Annotated in this window: 17 protein-coding genes; 14 read left to right on the plus strand and 3 right to left on the minus strand. The window is 38.6% G+C overall.

The genetic code is table 11. The features are described from left to right. Positions 1–26: 26 nt before the first annotated feature. Entirely contained in the window at positions 27–1,631 is a 1,605-nt protein-coding gene (locus tag H7T99_RS02640; RefSeq protein WP_230578902.1) for a glycoside hydrolase family 32 protein, read from the minus strand. A 275-nt stretch (positions 1,632–1,906) separates the two neighbouring features. On the opposite strand from H7T99_RS02640, the gene H7T99_RS02645 reads away from it, so the two are divergent. The 11 genes from H7T99_RS02645 (at position 1,907) to H7T99_RS02695 (ending at position 12,597) form a co-directional block, all read left to right on the plus strand. Continuing rightward, on the plus strand, positions 1,907–4,822 hold the full coding sequence (locus H7T99_RS02645; RefSeq protein ID WP_037600369.1) for a glycoside hydrolase family 68 protein: 2,916 nt from the start codon (positions 1,907–1,909) through the stop codon (positions 4,820–4,822). An 89-nt stretch (positions 4,823–4,911) separates the two neighbouring features. Beyond that, the gene (gene upp / locus H7T99_RS02650) at positions 4,912–5,541 is read left to right on the plus strand and encodes a uracil phosphoribosyltransferase (RefSeq protein ID WP_002883819.1); all 630 of its coding nucleotides are present in this window, start codon (positions 4,912–4,914) and stop codon (positions 5,539–5,541) included. A 173-nt stretch (positions 5,542–5,714) separates the two neighbouring features. After that, on the plus strand, positions 5,715–6,305 hold the full coding sequence (locus tag H7T99_RS02655) for an ATP-dependent Clp protease proteolytic subunit (protein WP_002883818.1): 591 nt from the start codon (positions 5,715–5,717) through the stop codon (positions 6,303–6,305). Positions 6,306–6,390: 85 nt separating this feature from the next. Next, complete coding sequence (locus H7T99_RS02660) at positions 6,391–6,840, plus strand: YlbF family regulator (protein WP_014633922.1); 450 nt, start codon at positions 6,391–6,393, stop codon at positions 6,838–6,840. After that, positions 6,833–7,114, plus strand: a complete 282-nt coding sequence (locus H7T99_RS02665) for a DUF2129 domain-containing protein (RefSeq protein ID WP_037600370.1) — start codon at positions 6,833–6,835, stop codon at positions 7,112–7,114. The genes H7T99_RS02660 and H7T99_RS02665 overlap by 8 nt, the downstream gene beginning before the upstream one ends. A gap of 154 nt (positions 7,115–7,268) precedes the next feature. Further along, on the plus strand, positions 7,269–8,444 hold the full coding sequence (locus H7T99_RS02670; protein WP_014633924.1) for an ABC transporter substrate-binding protein: 1,176 nt from the start codon (positions 7,269–7,271) through the stop codon (positions 8,442–8,444). A gap of 43 nt (positions 8,445–8,487) precedes the next feature. Beyond that, a complete protein-coding gene (locus tag H7T99_RS02675) occupies positions 8,488–9,372 on the plus strand; it encodes a branched-chain amino acid ABC transporter permease (RefSeq protein ID WP_002890014.1) in 885 nt (294 codons plus the stop codon). A 3-nt stretch (positions 9,373–9,375) separates the two neighbouring features. Further along, positions 9,376–10,326, plus strand: a complete 951-nt coding sequence (locus H7T99_RS02680; protein ID WP_037600371.1) for a branched-chain amino acid ABC transporter permease — start codon at positions 9,376–9,378, stop codon at positions 10,324–10,326. A 2-nt stretch (positions 10,327–10,328) separates the two neighbouring features. Beyond that, on the plus strand, positions 10,329–11,093 hold the full coding sequence (locus H7T99_RS02685; protein ID WP_021143582.1) for an ABC transporter ATP-binding protein: 765 nt from the start codon (positions 10,329–10,331) through the stop codon (positions 11,091–11,093). Continuing rightward, the gene (locus tag H7T99_RS02690) at positions 11,093–11,803 is read left to right on the plus strand and encodes an ABC transporter ATP-binding protein (RefSeq protein ID WP_037600374.1); all 711 of its coding nucleotides are present in this window, start codon (positions 11,093–11,095) and stop codon (positions 11,801–11,803) included. Before H7T99_RS02685 ends, H7T99_RS02690 begins: the two co-directional genes overlap by 1 nt. A 134-nt stretch (positions 11,804–11,937) precedes the next feature. Continuing rightward, positions 11,938–12,597, plus strand: a complete 660-nt coding sequence (locus H7T99_RS02695) for a CBS and ACT domain-containing protein (protein ID WP_037600377.1) — start codon at positions 11,938–11,940, stop codon at positions 12,595–12,597. A gap of 148 nt (positions 12,598–12,745) precedes the next feature. Here H7T99_RS02695 and cysK read toward each other — a convergent pair whose 3' ends face one another. Next, positions 12,746–13,672 (minus strand): cysteine synthase A, encoded by a 927-nt coding sequence (cysK, locus tag H7T99_RS02700; protein WP_002883742.1) that lies wholly within the window; start codon positions 13,670–13,672, stop codon positions 12,746–12,748. Between the two features lie 101 nt (positions 13,673–13,773). Continuing rightward, positions 13,774–14,400 (minus strand): YigZ family protein, encoded by a 627-nt coding sequence (locus H7T99_RS02705; RefSeq protein WP_037600380.1) that lies wholly within the window; start codon positions 14,398–14,400, stop codon positions 13,774–13,776. Positions 14,401–14,454: 54 nt separating this feature from the next. Here H7T99_RS02705 and H7T99_RS02710 point away from each other — a divergent pair, with 54 nt between their 5' ends. The 3 genes from H7T99_RS02710 (at position 14,455) to hpf (ending at position 17,044) form a co-directional block, all read left to right on the plus strand. Further along, a complete protein-coding gene (locus H7T99_RS02710) occupies positions 14,455–15,774 on the plus strand; it encodes a DEAD/DEAH box helicase (RefSeq protein ID WP_037600383.1) in 1,320 nt (439 codons plus the stop codon). Beyond that, entirely contained in the window at positions 15,755–16,417 is a 663-nt protein-coding gene (locus tag H7T99_RS02715; RefSeq protein WP_037600392.1) for a ComF family protein, read from the plus strand. The genes H7T99_RS02710 and H7T99_RS02715 overlap by 20 nt, the downstream gene beginning before the upstream one ends. A gap of 78 nt (positions 16,418–16,495) precedes the next feature. Beyond that, complete coding sequence (gene hpf, locus H7T99_RS02720; protein WP_037600395.1) at positions 16,496–17,044, plus strand: ribosome hibernation-promoting factor, HPF/YfiA family; 549 nt, start codon at positions 16,496–16,498, stop codon at positions 17,042–17,044. Positions 17,045–17,410: the final 366 nt, after the last annotated feature.

Below are 17,410 nucleotides of genomic sequence, written 5' to 3' on the forward strand. Positions count from 1 at the left end.
TGCGAACAGCATCACTTTTATTATTGTTATGAGTGTACATCGTAGATTTTCAAGTTTAATAGAAGATCTTTCTGAGTGGAGAAGACCTTGACATCCTGCCTGCCAGAGGTATTAAATCTGGCTAGAGTGTAGGTTTGGCCATTGGGGAAGAAAATTTCCAAGCTACGATTGTCTGTAATAAGCGTTATAGTGATATTATCAGTTTCCTTATAGTGACTGTCAGCTTTATAACCTTGACCGTTACCTAAGAGACCATCGTAATAGTAAGAAGAGGCAGTTTGACTACCATCCATGCTGTTATTCAGTTCGGCAGCATAGGCAGAGACCTGATAGGTACCACTTGTTATTTGGTAGGCGATTTTAACGTAATCAGAGCCTTGCCAGATATCAATGTAGATATAGCCTCCTTCTTTCTTAATATTTGAAAAATGCAGTTGGTAATACCCTGAACTATTTTTTCCAGCAAGGTCAAGAAGGCCATTAGCATTCTGATTGTGACTTTTATCAATCCAAGGTTTTCTATTGTCACTGGTGAGTGGCCTTTGACTCGAAATGTTGCCGTTTTGATTTTTGAGGGCTAATTGTTCATTTTTATAGAGGGGAGCAGACTGAATAATATTGTTCTTATCTAGCTGTAGCTGTCTGGGTGTAGTGTAAAAACCGATAGTTTTTAGAAAATCACTCTTGGCCTCTTGGTCACTGTGAATGCCTGACGTGAAGTAGTTCCAATTACCAACCCAGCCAAGACTGATAAGGTTATGGTTGCTTTCTTCAATTCGATCGCTTCCAGTGAAGTTAGCGCCATAATAGTCTGAGCCTTGATCTAAGCGTTTCGTTTCTGTGTCTGCAATAAATAAGCCTTTATCATCTAAATGCCCTACAGTATAGTAGGTTCCAGTTGTTTCACCTGAGGCTGTATCCTTAGCTCCAAAAAAGAGAACTTGCTTGTCCCGATCATCAGTTGTTGTCATTGTTTTTAGAACGGGACACTCGATAGGAGCGTTGTCCTGCCAGTTACGACCCTTAAAAAATGTTTCGGGTAGGATTTTGGAGTCTCCCTTGCTATCTGCTTTGGTCCAGTTGATACCATCTTGAGATTGATAAACACCTAAGGCGTCACCTTCAGCGACATACATGAGTAATTTGTCTTTGAAGTGGAAGACATAAGGATCGCGGAAGTCCTTACCATTATAGGATTGTTCCTTTGTCAATAAAGGTTTACCATCTTTTAAGGCTTTAGTAAAGCTAGCTCCCTTGTCGTTTGACTCACTAGCATAGATTGCCTGGCTTCCATCATCCATGAGCCCTGTAAAATAGGCGACAGGTTCTTCGTTTTGGATACCAGAAATCCCCTGACTATCTGTGACTACACTCCCTGTCCAAGCAGAATGCCATCCTTCTTTAGAGTCACCACCCTTTGCTGGTATAGCAGTCTCTTGTTTACTATAGGTGATAAAATCTTTAGTCGTTGTATGCGTCCAATCTTGACCGTTAGGTCCAAAAGGATCAGTAGCCCCATCTACAGAATGTAGAAAATAGATATCATAGTATTTTTTTTCTTGATTCCAGACGATAGTCTGTAGGTCATTAGACCATCCTTTATGAGATGCTAGATGAAAGGTTTGACTCACAGAAGTCTTAGTGTTTTTTGTGGAAGTATTGTTAACGCTCTCATTTTTTATTATAAAAACAAAAAATAAAATTAAAAAAATGAGAATAAAGATTAGAGGAGGATATTTTGATTCCATATAGTGATAATTCCTGATTAAATTGCTTTTTATATAGTTATTATTTTAACAAAAAAATAGTTTTTTACAAAAAATATCAATTTGTCATTAAAAAAGATTGGAATTTAGATTAAAAAATGATAGAATAAAACATGTGAAAACCTAAAAGGAGAGTTTATATGGATAGTACAGTTAATTCACAGTCAAATACAGTAGCACCTAAGCAAGCAGAGTGCAAAAAGATGCGTTATAGCATCCGTAAGGTAGCCACAGTAGGGGCAACATCAGCACTCGTTGGTACCTTGGCATTTTTGGGTGCCACTCAGGTAAAAGCTGATCAAGTTACAGAAACAGCACCAGCTGTAGCTACTGCGACAGCAACACCAGAAACAAGCACAGCATCTCTAACGGTAGCCAGTGAAGCAGCAACAAGTGTGGCAACTTCAGAAGCAGTTGAATCTTCAGTTGCACATTCAGAGGTTGCAACTACACCAGTTACAGAGACACAACCAAGCAACACAACTCCATCAGTAGTCGAAGAAAAGGTGTCTAGCACAGTAGTGACATCTTCATCAGATGCAACAACACCTTCAGCAACTGTTGCTGCGGTTTCTGCTCCAGCTCATACATCAGAGGCTGCAGTAGAGGCACCAACTTCAACAGCAAGCTCAGAAACAGCTGATACACACACTGAAGTAGCCCTTAAACCTACTGAAAACAGCGCTGCTAATGCAAACCTTAGCAAACTTAACGGTCGTATCAAGTCTATTGTTGAAGATAATATGACCTCAGATCAAATCGTTGCCTTGACTGAGGAAGAAATTAAAGCACTTAATAAAGTTGACTTTAGCGATGATGCTATCAAGGGTACAGGTACTAGCTTGACTTACCGTAACTTGAAAGATATCGTTGCTAGCTTCTTGAAGCAAGACAGCAAATTGGCAGTTCCTTACTTTAAAGCAGATACAATCATCAATATGCCTGCTTTCAACACTGTTGATGCCCAAACGATGAAAAAAGAAGAAATCGACGTTTGGGATTCTTGGCCAGTCCAAGATGCTGAGTCAGGTGTAGTAAGCAACTGGAACGGTTATCAGTTGGTTATCTCAATGGCCGGTGCACCAAATAAAAACTCAAACCACATTTACTTGCTCTATAGTAAATACGGAGATAATGACTTTACACATTGGAAAAATGCGGGTCCAATCTTTGGTTATAATGCCCTTGAAGATGACCAACAATGGTCAGGTTCAGCGACGGTAAACTCTGACGGTAGTATCCAACTTTACTACACTAAGAATGATACTAGCGGCGGTAAATTGAACTGGCAACAATTGGCTAGTGCTACACTTAACCTAGCTGTTGAAAACGACGAAGTTGTTATTAAGTCAGTTGAAAATGACCACATTCTCTTTGGTGGGGATAACTATCATTATCAAAGTTATCCAAAATTCATGAGTACTTTCAACGATGACCACAACCACGATGGAAATCCAGACCGTACAGATAACTACTGTCTTCGTGACCCACACATCATTGAAGATAACGGTAGCCGTTACCTTATTTTCGAATCAAATACAGGTGATGAAAACTACCAAGGCGAAAAACAAATCTACAACTGGTCAAACTATGGAGGAGATGACGCCTTTAACCTTAAGTCATTCCTCAATATTGTCAATAATAAACACCTTTATAACCTTGCTTCATGGGCAAATGGTTCTATTGGTATCTTGAAACTTGATGACAATGAGAAAAATCCATCTGTAGCTGAACTATACACACCACTTGTTACTAGCCACATGGTTACTGATGAAGTAGAACGTCCAAGTGTTGTTAAGATGGGTAACAAGTATTACCTCTTCACTGCTTCACGTATCAATAAATCTACGGATGCTGAAGGTACAGTAGCAGCGCGTGAAGCTGTCGGTGATGACGTTGTTATGCTTGGATTCGTATCAGATAGCCTCCGTGGAGAATACCGTCCACTTAATGGCTCAGGTGTGGTTTTGACAGCCTCTGTACCAGCTGACTGGCGTACATCTACCTATTCTTACTATGCGGTTCCTGTTGAAGGATCATCAGATACTCTTTTGGTAACTTCTTACATGACTAACCGTGGTGGTATTGCTGGTGCTGAGAATAAATCGACATGGGCTCCAAGCTTCCTCATTAAGATGAATGAAGATGATACTACAGAAGTTCTTCCTAAGATGACCAACCAAGGGGACTGGATTTGGGATAAATCTAGTGAAAGCTTGGTACACGTGGCCGATCAAAACAGTGCTAAATTGCCAAATGAGGACTATAACGTAGATTATTATGCAGTGTCAGATTATGGTCTTAAACCACATACTTATCCTACAGTTGATGGTTCACCGGGCGTTTCTGAAGCTCGCGGTGTCTTAACTGTAACTGTTAAAGATGGTGAAGACAAGAAATCAGATAAATCAGAAACACCAGTAAATCCAACAGAAGGTAATCATTCTGTTGATGATAAGTCTAACAAACCAGATACACCTTCTAAACCAGCAGACAATAATCAACCATCAACTAATAAAGAAGATAAACCAGCAACGCCGACGAATCCAGATTCTCCAGTTCGTAATCCGTTCCCTTATTTCACAGACCGCCCATCTAATGATAATAATTCATCAGATGATCATCATGTAGAGGTTCCTGCGAAACCTTCAACAGAGAGTTCTGTGGGGGACCGTCGTCCAGTAGCTCAAGCTACAGAGATTGCGTCACCAGTACCAGAGGCTATTGTAGCAACTGGACCAACTGTTTCAACGACTCCTGTTAAAGAAGAGTCTGTCACTGAAACAGAAGCTCCAAAACCAGCTAAGTCTGAAGAGGAAGTTCAGTCTCACGGAGTCGCTAAAGCTGATGAAGTAACTAAGTCTGATGAGTCAAGTAAAGACAACAATACTAAAGTTGCTGCCAAACTTGCTACGACTCCTAAGACACCAAGTGATTCAGAAGGTTCAAAGAGCAACATTCTTTCAATCTTGGCGACTATCTTTGCAGCAATTGCAAGTCTAGCTCTTCTTGGCTATGGTTTGGTCACAGGAAAGATTCATTTGCCTAAAAAATAATCCTTTTCAAAAACGTTTGCAGTAAAGCAAGCGTTTTTTTTGCCTTTTTGATATAATGGAGTGAATATAAAGCAAAGGAAGAAACTATTATGGGTAAATTTCAAGTTATTTCACATCCACTGATTCAACATAAACTTTCAATCCTCCGTCGTGAGGATACTTCTACTAAGGACTTCCGTGAGCTAGTTAATGAAATTGCTATGCTCATGGGTTACGAAGTGTCTCGTGACCTTCCTCTCGAAGAGGTTGAAATTCAAACACCAATTACTAAAACTGTACAAAAACAACTTTCTGGTAAGAAATTGGCGATTGTTCCAATTCTTCGTGCGGGTATTGGTATGGTCGATGGTTTCCTTAGCCTTGTACCAGCAGCTAAAGTTGGTCATATTGGTATGTATCGTGACGAGGAAACTCTTGAGCCAGTTGAGTACTTAGTTAAATTACCAGAAGACATTGATCAACGTCAGATCTTTGTAGTAGATCCAATGCTTGCGACTGGTGGTTCAGCAATCTTGGCAGTAGACTCACTTAAAAAACGTGGTGCAGCTAATATCAAGTTTGTTTGCTTAGTTGCAGCACCAGAAGGTGTCAAAAAATTGCAAGATGCTCACCCAGATATCGATATCTACACAGCATCTTTGGATGAGAAACTTAATGAAAACGGTTATATTGTTCCAGGTCTTGGAGATGCAGGTGACCGTCTCTTTGGTACAAAATAAGTTGAAAAGGGAAAATTTCCCTTTTTTTACTAGATTAATAAGTTTTAAGTGAGATTGGTTTAGGGAAGTTTAGCACTCTTTCAGAAAGAGTGCTAAGAATGATGTTTTTTATTTGACCTAATTTGACTAAAATCATATAATAGCATCAAGACAATATTAAAAGGAGGATTCATATGATTCCTGTAGTAATTGAACAAACATCACGCGGTGAGCGTTCTTATGATATTTACTCACGTTTGCTCAAGGATCGTATCATCATGTTAACAGGTCCTGTTGAAGATAATATGGCAAACTCAATTATCGCCCAACTCTTGTTCTTGGATGCTCAAGACAATACAAAAGATATCTATCTTTATGTTAATACACCAGGTGGATCCGTTTCGGCAGGTCTTGCCATTGTTGATACAATGAACTTCATCAAGTCTGATGTTCAGACTATCGTTATGGGGATGGCAGCATCTATGGGAACAATTATCGCTTCAAGCGGTACAAAAGGTAAACGTTTCATGTTGCCGAATGCAGAGTACATGATTCACCAACCAATGGGTGGTACTGGTGGCGGTACGCAACAAACAGACATGGCTATCGCAGCTGAACACTTGCTCAAGACACGTAATAACTTGGAGCAAATCTTGGCGGATAATTCTGGACAGCCAATTGAAAAAGTTCATGTAGACGCTGAACGTGACAATTGGATGAGTGCCCAAGAAACGCTTGAATATGGCTTTATCGATGAAATCATGGCTAATAACCAATTAAAATAGACTGAGCTTGTCTTAAATAAAAGTCAGATGCAAATCGGTTGTATAAGGACCGTTTCATCTGGCTTTTTGTGTTATAATAGAAAACATGTTAATAATCAATAAGGAGTTGCTTGCTATTGATCAAGCTATAGATTGTCTTGTTTCGTATTTTCTAAAGCTACCTGAGGTAGAAAATTACCGTTTGAAACGCCAGAAATTCGAAAATGACAGAGAACTTCAAGAGCAACTCTTTGCATTTCAGGAATTAAAGGATAGCTATGATACTGCTAAGGAGTACGAAGCTTTTAGACCAGATGTGAGAGAGTTGAAACGTCAGGTTTTGCGAATGAAGCGCCAAATTGATTTGAACGAGGTGGTTATTGGCTATCGTCAGGCAGAGTTCGATTTGCAGACTATTTTAGCCAATCTTGGTGAGGAGATTGCCCAAGCTGTTTCAGACCAGATTTTTATCGATTCTGGGCTACCTCTTGCCCCTCACAAACCGCATCATAAAAAGGGAGACACTAACATAAAGGAGAAAATGAGTCATGATTAAGCGTCAAGGCATTATTGTTTATTTATACTACAATAGAGACTTACGTAAAATTACCAAGTTTGGGGATGTTGTCTACCATTCTTATATGATGCGTTATGTGCACCTTTATGTAGATGAGGACAAGGTCGAGGATATTTTGAAAGAGCTCGATGGAATGAAAGCAGTGAAAAAAGTTCTGCCTTCCTACTATTCTGATATTGATATGGACTTTGTAGGTAGTCTGGAACGCTACGACACCTCAGTTCCTGAACCGTTTAAGAACTTTTCTCTTTAATAGGAGAAAAGTTTTTTTATTTTCAAAAAGTTATTCTTAAAGTAATGGAAACGATTACTGTGGCTAAAGCTTAGTTATGTGTAGTTGACAATTGTCTGATAATTCTGTAAGCTATAAGGTGGACTTTTTTAAGAAAATATTAAGGAGAAATCTTATGTCTAAAAAGATCACACTTATTGTGTTAGCCTTTTTTGCTTCCATTTTCTTGGTTGCCTGTGGCAAGTCACCAGATGTGACTGCTAATGCCAATGGTACTAAGATTGGCGATACCATCAAAATTGGTGTTAATATGGAGTTGACAGGTGCCGTTGCAGCCTATGGTAAGGCAGAGCAAAATGGTATTAAGTTGGCTGTTGATGAAATTAACAAAGCTGGTGGCGTCGATGGCAAAAAACTTGAGCTTGTCACAAAAGATAATAAATCTGAAAACGCTGAAGCTTCAACCTCTTCAACGAACTTGGCTATTCAGAGTAATGTAAATGCTATCGTTGGTCCAGCGACATCAGGTGCTGTCGCTGCGGCTAGCCTCGTATCACAAAAAACAGGGGTTCCTTTGTTGACACCTTCTGGTACTCAGGATGACCTTACGGTAGATGCTAACGGAGCTAAGAAATTTGTTTTCCGTACAACCTTTAAAGATAGCTACCAAGGTAAAGTTTTGGCAGCTTATTCTTACAGTAATTTGAATGCTAAGAAAGTAGTTCTCTACTATGATAATGCTTCGGATTATGCTAAGGGGATTGCAGATGAATTCAAGCGTGAATATAAAGGTAAAATCGTTACTGAAGCTACCTTTGCTTCAGGTGACAAGGACTATCAGTCAGCTTTGACTAAATTTAAAGACCTTGATTATGATGCGATTGTAATGCCTGGTTACTATACTGAGACTGGTATTATCACTAAACAAGCACGTGACCTTGGAATTGATAAACCAATCCTTGGACCTGATGGATTCAGTGATGCGAAATTCACTGAGCTTGCAGGTAAAAAGAATGCGTCAAACGTCTACTATGTATCAGGATATTCAACAAATGTTTCTCTTTCTGACAAAGCATCAGGATTCATCGAAGCATATAAAAAAGCTTACAAAACTGAACCAAATATGTTTGCTGCTCTAGCGTACGATTCAGTTTATATGATTGCAGAAGCATCTAAAGATGCGAAAACATCAGTTGATATTGCTGATAACTTAGCACATTTGAAAAACTTTGTCGGGGTTACTGGTAAAATGACGATTGATAAGGATCATAACCCTATTAAAGCAGCTCTTATGGTTAAAAGAGATAATGGTGAAGAAGTTTCAGCGGAAGCCGTTGAAATTGAAAAATAATCTATTATCTATACTGAAAATGAACTAGAAAGTTTGGTTATATATGTTTTTTGAACAACTTCCCCAACAACTAGTCAATGGTATTATCTTGGGTAGTATCTATGCCCTACTTGCCCTTGGATATACCATGGTTTATGGGATTATCAAATTGATTAACTTTGCCCATGGAGACATCTATATGATGGGTGCCTTCGTTGGTTACTATGCGATTAATAGCCTTGGAATGAATTTCTGGGTTGCCCTTGTCTTTGCTATGCTTGTCTGTGCGATTTTAGGGGTTGTTATTGAGTTCTTGGCTTATCGCCCGCTCCGTAATTCGACACGTATTTCTGCCTTGATTACAGCTATCGGTGTCTCATTCTTCCTTGAGTACATCATGGTTCTATTTGTAGGGGCAGATACACGTTCATTCCCTCAAAAGATTGCAATTGAGACTTATCATCTTGGATCAATCTCTGTAACAAATGTGCAATTGCTTATCTTGGTAGTTGCGCTTGTGCTTATGGTTGCTCTTCAATTGATTGTTAAAAAGACTAAGATGGGTAAAGCTATGCGTGCCGTATCTGTAGACAGTGATGCCGCTGAATTGATGGGTATTAATGTTAATAACACTATTAGCTTCACTTTTGCTCTTGGATCATCACTAGCAGGGGCAGCGGGTGTCCTTATTGGTCTTTACTATAACTCTATCGAACCTCTTATGGGTATGACGCCAGGTATTAAAGCCTTTGTTGCCGCTGTTCTTGGTGGTATCGGTATTATCCCTGGTGCAGCACTTGGTGGATTTGTTATCGGTATTTTGGAGACATTATCAACTGCAATTGGTTTGTCAAGTTACCGTGATGCCATCGTTTATGGTGTCTTGATTGTTATCCTTTTGGTTCGCCCAGCGGGTATCCTCGGTAAAAATGTGAAAGAGAAGGTGTAAGACATGAAGAAAAATCTAAAAGTAAACCTTATTTGGTTTGGTCTTATCATTGGGCTCTTCCTTGTTTTGAAAGCTCTTGAACTTTCAGGTATCATGAACCTTTACTATATCCAAATCTTAATGGGGATTGGAATCTCAATCCTTATGGGACTTGGTACTAACTTGGTTCTTGGTTTCTCAGGGCAATTTACACTTGGGCAAGCTGGTTTCATGGCAATTGGTGCCTATTCATCAGCTATCATCACTGGTATGATGCCAACATATGACGGTTTCTACCTCTCAATGGTTGTCGGTGTCATCATCGCAGCTATTGTTGCCCTTATCTTTGGTCTACCTACCCTTCGTTTGAAAGGTGACTACCTTGCCATTGCAACTCTTGGTATGGCTGAAATCATCCGTATCATTATCGTTAATGGTGGTGAATTGACCAATGGTGCCGCTGGTTTGACAGGTATCCTTCCCTATACTAGTTGGCCTGTAATTTATTTCTTTGTGGTAATCATTACAATTTTGGTGCTTAATTTCTTACGTTCAGCAACTGGACGTCAAGCAATCACTCTTCGTGAAGATGAAATTGCTGCTGAGTCAATGGGTGTTAATGTCACAAAAATGAAGGTTCTTATCTTTGTTATCGGTGCCATGATTTCAGCGATTGCTGGCTCACTTTATGTCAGCTACATCGGTACAGTCGTGCCAAAAGACTTCACCATCATGAAATCAATTGATTACCTTATCATTGCCGTTCTTGGTGGTCTTGGATCTATCACAGGTACTATCATTGCCGCTGTTGTTCTTGGTATTATCAACATGTTCCTACAAAATGTTTCAAACCTTCGTATGATTATTTACGCCTTGGCTTTGATTCTTGTAATGCTCTTCCGTCCAGGTGGACTTCTTGGAACAAAAGAACTCTATCTCTCAAAATTCTTCAATAAATCTAAGGAGGGCAAATAAAAATGGCACTTCTTGAAGTTAAAAATCTGACTAAAAATTTCGGTGGTTTGACTGCCGTTGGTGATGTTTCAATGGAACTCAATGAAGGTGAGTTGGTTGGGCTTATCGGACCAAATGGTGCTGGTAAAACAACCTTGTTTAACCTTTTGACTGGTGTCTATGAGCCAAGTGAAGGGACTGTTATACTTGATGGTACAGTCCTAAACGGTAAAGCACCTTATAAAATCGCTTCACTCGGTTTGTCACGTACTTTCCAAAATATCCGTCTTTTCAAAGACATGACTGTACTTGAAAACGTTCTTGTTGGTTTATCAAATAAGCAACCTTCAAATTTCTTTGCATCTCTTTTGCGTTTGCCCAAGTACTATTCAAGTGAAGAAGAGTTAAAAGCAAAAGCTATGAAACTGTTGGCTATCTTCAATTTGGATGGTGAGGCAGATACACTTGCGAAAAACTTGGCTTACGGACAACAACGTCATTTGGAAATTGTTCGTGCACTTGCAACAGAACCAAAAATTCTTTTCCTTGATGAACCAGCTGCGGGTATGAACCCACAAGAAACGGCTGAATTGACTGCTCATATTCGTCAAATTCAAAAAGACTTCGGAATTACCATCATCTTGATTGAGCACGATATGAGTTTGGTCATGGATGTTACTGAACGTATTTATGTTTTGGAATATGGACGCTTGATTGCCGAAGGAACACCTGATGAAATTAAGAATAACAAACGCGTTATTGAAGCTTACTTGGGAGGTGAAGCATAATGGCAATGTTGAAAGTTGAAAATCTCTCAATTAAATATGGATCGATCGAAGCTGTAAAAAACGTCAGCTTTGAAGTTAATGAAGGTGAAGTCGTAACTCTTATCGGAGCTAACGGTGCAGGTAAGACATCAATTCTTCGTACCATCTCAGGTCTTGTTCGTCCAACTGAGGGAACCATTTCTTATCTTGGAAACGACATCCACAAAACACCAGCACGTAAGATTGTTGCCGAAGGTTTGGCTCAAGTACCTGAGGGACGTCATGTATTTGCAGGATTAACCGTAATGGAAAATCTTGAAATGGGAGCTTTCCTTCATACAAATAAAGAAGAGAACGCAGCTCTCTTGAAAAAAGTCTTCCAACGTTTCCCACGTCTAGAAGAACGTAAGAATCAAGATGCAGCGACACTTTCTGGTGGTGAGCAACAAATGCTTGCAATGGGTCGTGCCCTTATGAGTCGTCCAAAACTTTTGCTTTTGGATGAACCTTCAATGGGACTTGCTCCAATCTTTATTCAAGAAATTTTTGATATTATCGAAGATATTAAGACACAAGGGACTACAGTTCTTTTGATTGAACAAAATGCCAATAAGGCTTTGTCAATTGCGGATCGTGGTTATGTTCTTGAAACTGGTAAAGTGGTTCTTTCAGGTACTGGTGAAGAACTTCTTGCATCAGATGAAGTTCGTAAAGCCTATCTTGGAGGATAAGAAAAAGCGCCCAAGGGCGTTTTTCTATCGTCTCATGCTGATTGTAAAATACTAATTTTTCAGTAAAATATTGCAATCGGTTTCACTTAATGTGGTATAATACAAGTAAGAAATCATTCGGAGGAAAATGAAACATGGCAGTAAAAGATTTTATGACGAAACGTGTAGTTTATGTCTCACCAGAAACAACAGTTGCAGCAGCTGCAGATATTATGCGTGAGAAAGGTTTGCGCCGTTTGCCAGTAATTGAACACGATAAACTTGTTGGGCTTGTTACAGAAGGTACAATGGCGGAGGCCTCACCATCAAAAGCAACAAGCTTGTCAATTTATGAAATGAACTATCTCCTTAATAAGACAAAAGTAGGAGATATCATGATTAAGAATGTCCTTACTGTTTCCAAATATGCTAGCCTTGAGGATGCAATCTATATCATGCTTCAAAATAAGGTTGGAGTCCTTCCAGTTGTGGACAATGACCAAATTTCAGGAATTATCACAGATAAAGATGTCTTTCGTGCTTTCTTGGAAATTTCTGGTTATGGTCAAGCTGGAATTCGTATTGGGTTGGAAGTTACAGATACTCCACGTGTTTTGGAAAAAATTGCGAACCTTATTGCTAGTGAGAATCTCAACATCGAACGTACAATTGTTGCCCCTAAAAATGACACTGTGCTTCGTGTTGAACTTCAAGTTGAAGGAGAGATTGGGATTGAACAACTCAAGAAGGTTTTTGTAGAAGCAGGATTTACAGTTACTGAAATTGCAGAAACAGAAGCAAAAGAGTTAGACTAATAACAAGGATAAAAAAACAGAAAGTTTGTAGGAACAGTTCAGTGGAAATAAGATTAAAATCCTTACTTTTTCTAGTAATTAATGAACTACAGGTTTAACTTTATACAATAAAAAGAGGCTAGAGCACTATGCTCCAGCTTCTTTTTTATTAGTCTTGAAAATCGTAAAGTGTTGTAGAGAGGTAGCGCTCACCATTGTCAGGCAAGAGTGTCAAGACTTTTTTGCCTTCGCCAAGCTCAGCGGCAACCTTTAGGGCAGCAGCAATAGCAGCACCTGATGAGATACCAGCTAGGAAGCCTTCTTGGCTACCCAATGTACGTGATGTTGCGATAGCTTCATCAGAAGGAATACGCACAACACTGTCATATGATTTTGTATCCAATGTGTCAGGAATGAAACCAGTTGAGATACCTTGGATTTTGTGTGGTCCTGGTTTATCACCATTCAAGACGGCAGATTCGTCAGCTTCGATACCATAAACCTTGATATTTGGATTGGCAGCCTTAAGGGTTTTTGAAACACCTGAAATAGTACCACCAGTACCGATACCAGCAACAAAAGCATCCAAACCTTCTGCACCAAAATCTTCAAGAATTTCTTGGCCAGTTGTAGCCGCATGAACAGCTGGGTTTGATGGGTTAGCAAATTGAAGAGGTACCCAACCATTGCGTTCAGCAGCAACTTCTTTAGCCTTAGCAATTGCACCCTTCATTCCTTCGCTACCAGGAGTCAAAACAAGCTCAGCTCCATAAGCTTGGATGATTTTACGACGTTCAACACTCATTGTATCAGGCATTACGATAACAACTTTATAGCCTTTAGCAGCACCGACCCAAGCAAGACCGATACCAGTGTTACCTGAAGTTGGTTCAACAATGGTATCACCAGGTTTAATCGTACCAGCTTTTTCAGCATCTTCAATCATACGAAGAGCAATACGGTCTTTTACTGAAGAACCAGGGTTGAATGCTTCGAGTTTAACGTAAACATCTGCTGATCCTTCTGGAACAATAGAGTTAAGTTTAATAACAGGTGTTTTTCCAACAAGTTCGGTAATTGAGTTGTAAATTGTCATATTTAAAATCCTCTTAATCTTTGATTGATGGTTCTAAGTATACGACGGTAGGGCCAACTTGTAAAATACATCTTCTTTATCACTGTGATAACGTTTGACTATCAGATAGGAATTTCAACGATTTTCTTTCCAGATCTTTCATAAGTAACTTTCCCTTGATAGAATTCGGTTAGTTCCTGACCGAGTCTTTCAATCTCAGACTCTTCGACAAATAAAGTAGTAGAAACATCTGATAAGAAAGTTGTATCAAATTCTTGGAGTCCTTCTTTTTCAAGGAAGTTGGAAAAGACTTGGTATTGAGAGTAGGTTAACTCTACGGTTAGTCCTGTTAATTCCTTGACTTCAACTCGGCCAATCTCTTCAATAGCATGGGCAACGCTACCAGAGTAAGCTCGGATAAGACCACCTGCCCCAAGCTTGATTCCTCCAAAATAACGAGTCACAACTGCTACGACATTAGTAAGACCTTGTTTTTCTAAAACAGTAAGCATAGGAACCCCAGCTGTTCCAGAAGGTTCACCATCATCACTGGAACGCTTAATTTGGCCATCATCACCAACGATTATTGCAGAGCAAGAATGATTGGCCTTGTGATGCTGTTTCTTAATCTGAGCGATATATTCTCTTCCTTCTTCCTCACTGCTGATACGTTTCAAGTGACAAATAAAACGAGATTTTTTTATTTCTTCTTCAACGATTCCATCGTTGGCAATAGTTTTGTAATCCATAAAAAAATTTTATCATAAAAAGATGAATTCAAACATATTTTCGAATAGAAAGATATGGTACCTAAAGAATATTATGGACGACTATTTACGAAAGAGCAATTGTCAGTGAACTATCACCCAGAGGCTTTAACATTAGAAAGTATGATAAAGGTCGATAAACAACTTAGATGTAAAAGATGTTACAGTCGGATAGAGGAAGATTGGCAATTACCGGGAGGTCAGTATTATTGTAGAGCATGTATTGTCTTTGGTAGAAACCAAGAAGGAAAAGAACTTTATTATTTTCCTTCCAAAACATCAGAAATTGAATTTCCTGTTTTGAAGTGGTTTGGAGAACTGACTCCCTATCAAGCTAAGGTCTCAGAGAAACTTTTGAGAACTTATCAAAAACAGAAAGATAGTCTCGTACATGCTGTGACCGGTGCTGGTAAGACAGAAATGATTTATAACATCGTTGCCTATGTTCTGGAAAATAAAGGTCATGTAGCTATCGCAAGTCCTAGGGTTGATGTTTGTCGAGAATTATTTCTACGTATGAAGAGGGATTTTACTTGTAGTATTTCCCTGCTTCATGCTGAGAGTGAACCATATGATGGTAGTCCGCTTGTAATAGCTACCACACATCAACTACTAAAGTTTTACCAGAGTTTTGACTTAGTTATTGTAGATGAAGTAGACGCATATCCTTTTTTAGGAAATGTCATGTTAAATCATGCTGTAGAACAGGCGAAGACCGAAACAGGTCGATTTATTTACTTAACAGCGACTTCAACATTATCTTTAGAAGAGCAAGTTCGACTTGGGACTTTAGAAAAGCATCACCTTGCTAGACGTTTCCATGGAAATCCTTTAGTACTTCCTAAATTCTTCTGGCAGGGCAGATTACAAAAATCTCTGACAAGAGACAAGCTTCCAAGACCTCTTCTTTATCAGATTAAAAAGCAACGTAAATCAAAATTTCCTCTATTAATCTTCTTTCCAAATATAGCGATAGGTGAAAAGTTTACAAGTATTCTACAAAAATATCTTCCAGATGAAAAAATGGCCTTTGTTTCCTCAAAAAGCGAGAAGCGTTCAACTATCGTAGAGAAGTTCCGAGAAAAAGAACTGTCTATCTTAGTTACAACAACTATCCTCGAACGTGGTGTAACCTTTCCACAAGTAGATGTTTTTGTTTGTATGGCAAATCATCACTTATATACTAGTTCGAGTCTTATTCAGATTGGAGGTCGAGTTGGAAGATCACCAGATAGACCGACAGGAAAGCTTTATTTCTTTCATGAAGGACTATCCAAATCAATGCTTCGGTGTCGAGAAGAGATAAAGGTTATGAATAAAAAAGGAGGGTTTAACAATGAAGTGTCTGCTATGTAATGATTGGATTGAATCACTACCAAAATTAAGAGACCTCATTATGTTTAACCAAAGAAAAGAGTACTCTTGCCGATCTTGTAAACATCAGTTTAAAAACCTCTCAAAAGAAAGATGTCAAAATTGTAATAAAGAGTTATATGGAGATGCTTGTATTGATTGTAAACTTTGGATGAAAAAAGGCTATATTCCTAAGCACCTTGCTATTTATCGATATGAGGAAAATATGAAAGAGTATTTTAGTCGCTATAAATTTATGGGAGACTATTGTCTTAGAAAAATATTTCAACAAGATATTAAAAACAACTTAAAACCATTTTTGAAGAAAGGTTATACCATAGTGCCAGTCCCATTATCGGAAGAACGCTTGGCAGAAAGAGGATTCAACCAAGTTGAGGGATTGATAGAGGGAATTCCCTATCGGGATATCTTTGAGAAAAGAGATATTGAGAAGCAATCCTCAAAAACACGCGAGGAGCGTCTAAGTCAAGATAATGCCTTCTATCTCAAGGAAGGTATAAATCTACCAGATAAGATTATTATAGTGGATGATATCTATACAACGGGTTCCACTTTATATCAGATGGTTCAACTGTTAGAAGGTATAGGTATTAAAGAAGTTTTGACCTTTTCACTAGCTAGATAATAAAAATCCTTGCAAATTTTCATGAAAAGGATATAATAAAGATAAAGAAAACGCTAACAAGCGAGAAAGAGGTCTTTTATGATTAAATATAGTATCCGTGGCGAAAACATCGAAGTAACTGAAGCACTTCGTGACTATGTTGAAAGTAAACTTAGCAAAGTTGAAAAATACTTCAACGAAGACCAAGAATTGAATGCACGTGTAAATCTTAAGGTTTATCGCGAAAAGACAGCTAAAGTAGAGGTTACTATTCCAACAGGTTCTGTAACACTAAGAGCAGAAGATGTTTCGCAAGATATGTATGGTTCTATTGACCTAGTGGTTGATAAGATTGAAAGACAAATCCGTAAAAACAAAACAAAAATTGCACGTAAGCATCGTGAAAAAGTTCCAACAGGAGAAGTATTCTCAGCTGATTTTAATAACGAACAAGTTGAAGAAGCACCAGTTGTTGAAGTTGTAAGAACTAAAAACATTGAGTTGAAACCAATGGATGTTGAAGAAGCCATCCTTCAAATGGAATTGTTGGGTCATGACTTCTTTATCTATACTGATAGCGAAGATCATACAACTAATGTTCTCTATAAACGAGAAGACGGTAACTACGGTCTGATTGAAGCTAAATAATAAAAAAGGGAAGTAGGTTGAGAAACGTGCTTCCTTTATTTTTTTTAAAAATTTATTGACAAGTATTGATTTGGGTGTTAAGATATAAAAGTTGTCTTAACAGACTTGCCACAAACTTGAAAAGGTTCAAAAACTTTAAAAAAGTTATTGACAAGATAAGTCAGAGATGATATTATAAATAAGCTGCTTCGGAAGGGGCGGCGAACACGAGAAGTAAAAAAACTTCAAAAAAGTGTTGACAAGCTATTCTAGATTTGCTAGAATATAGGAGTTGTCTTAAGAGAGACAAAGACCTTTGAGAACTGAATAAGAAACCAAGTGCAGGGTTATGATAGAAGAAATTATAACCTGTCAATTTACAAGAAT

The sequence above is a fragment of the Streptococcus sp. 17.1 genome, from assembly GCF_016648655.1.
GTDB lineage: Bacteria > Bacillota > Bacilli > Lactobacillales > Streptococcaceae > Streptococcus > Streptococcus salivarius_E.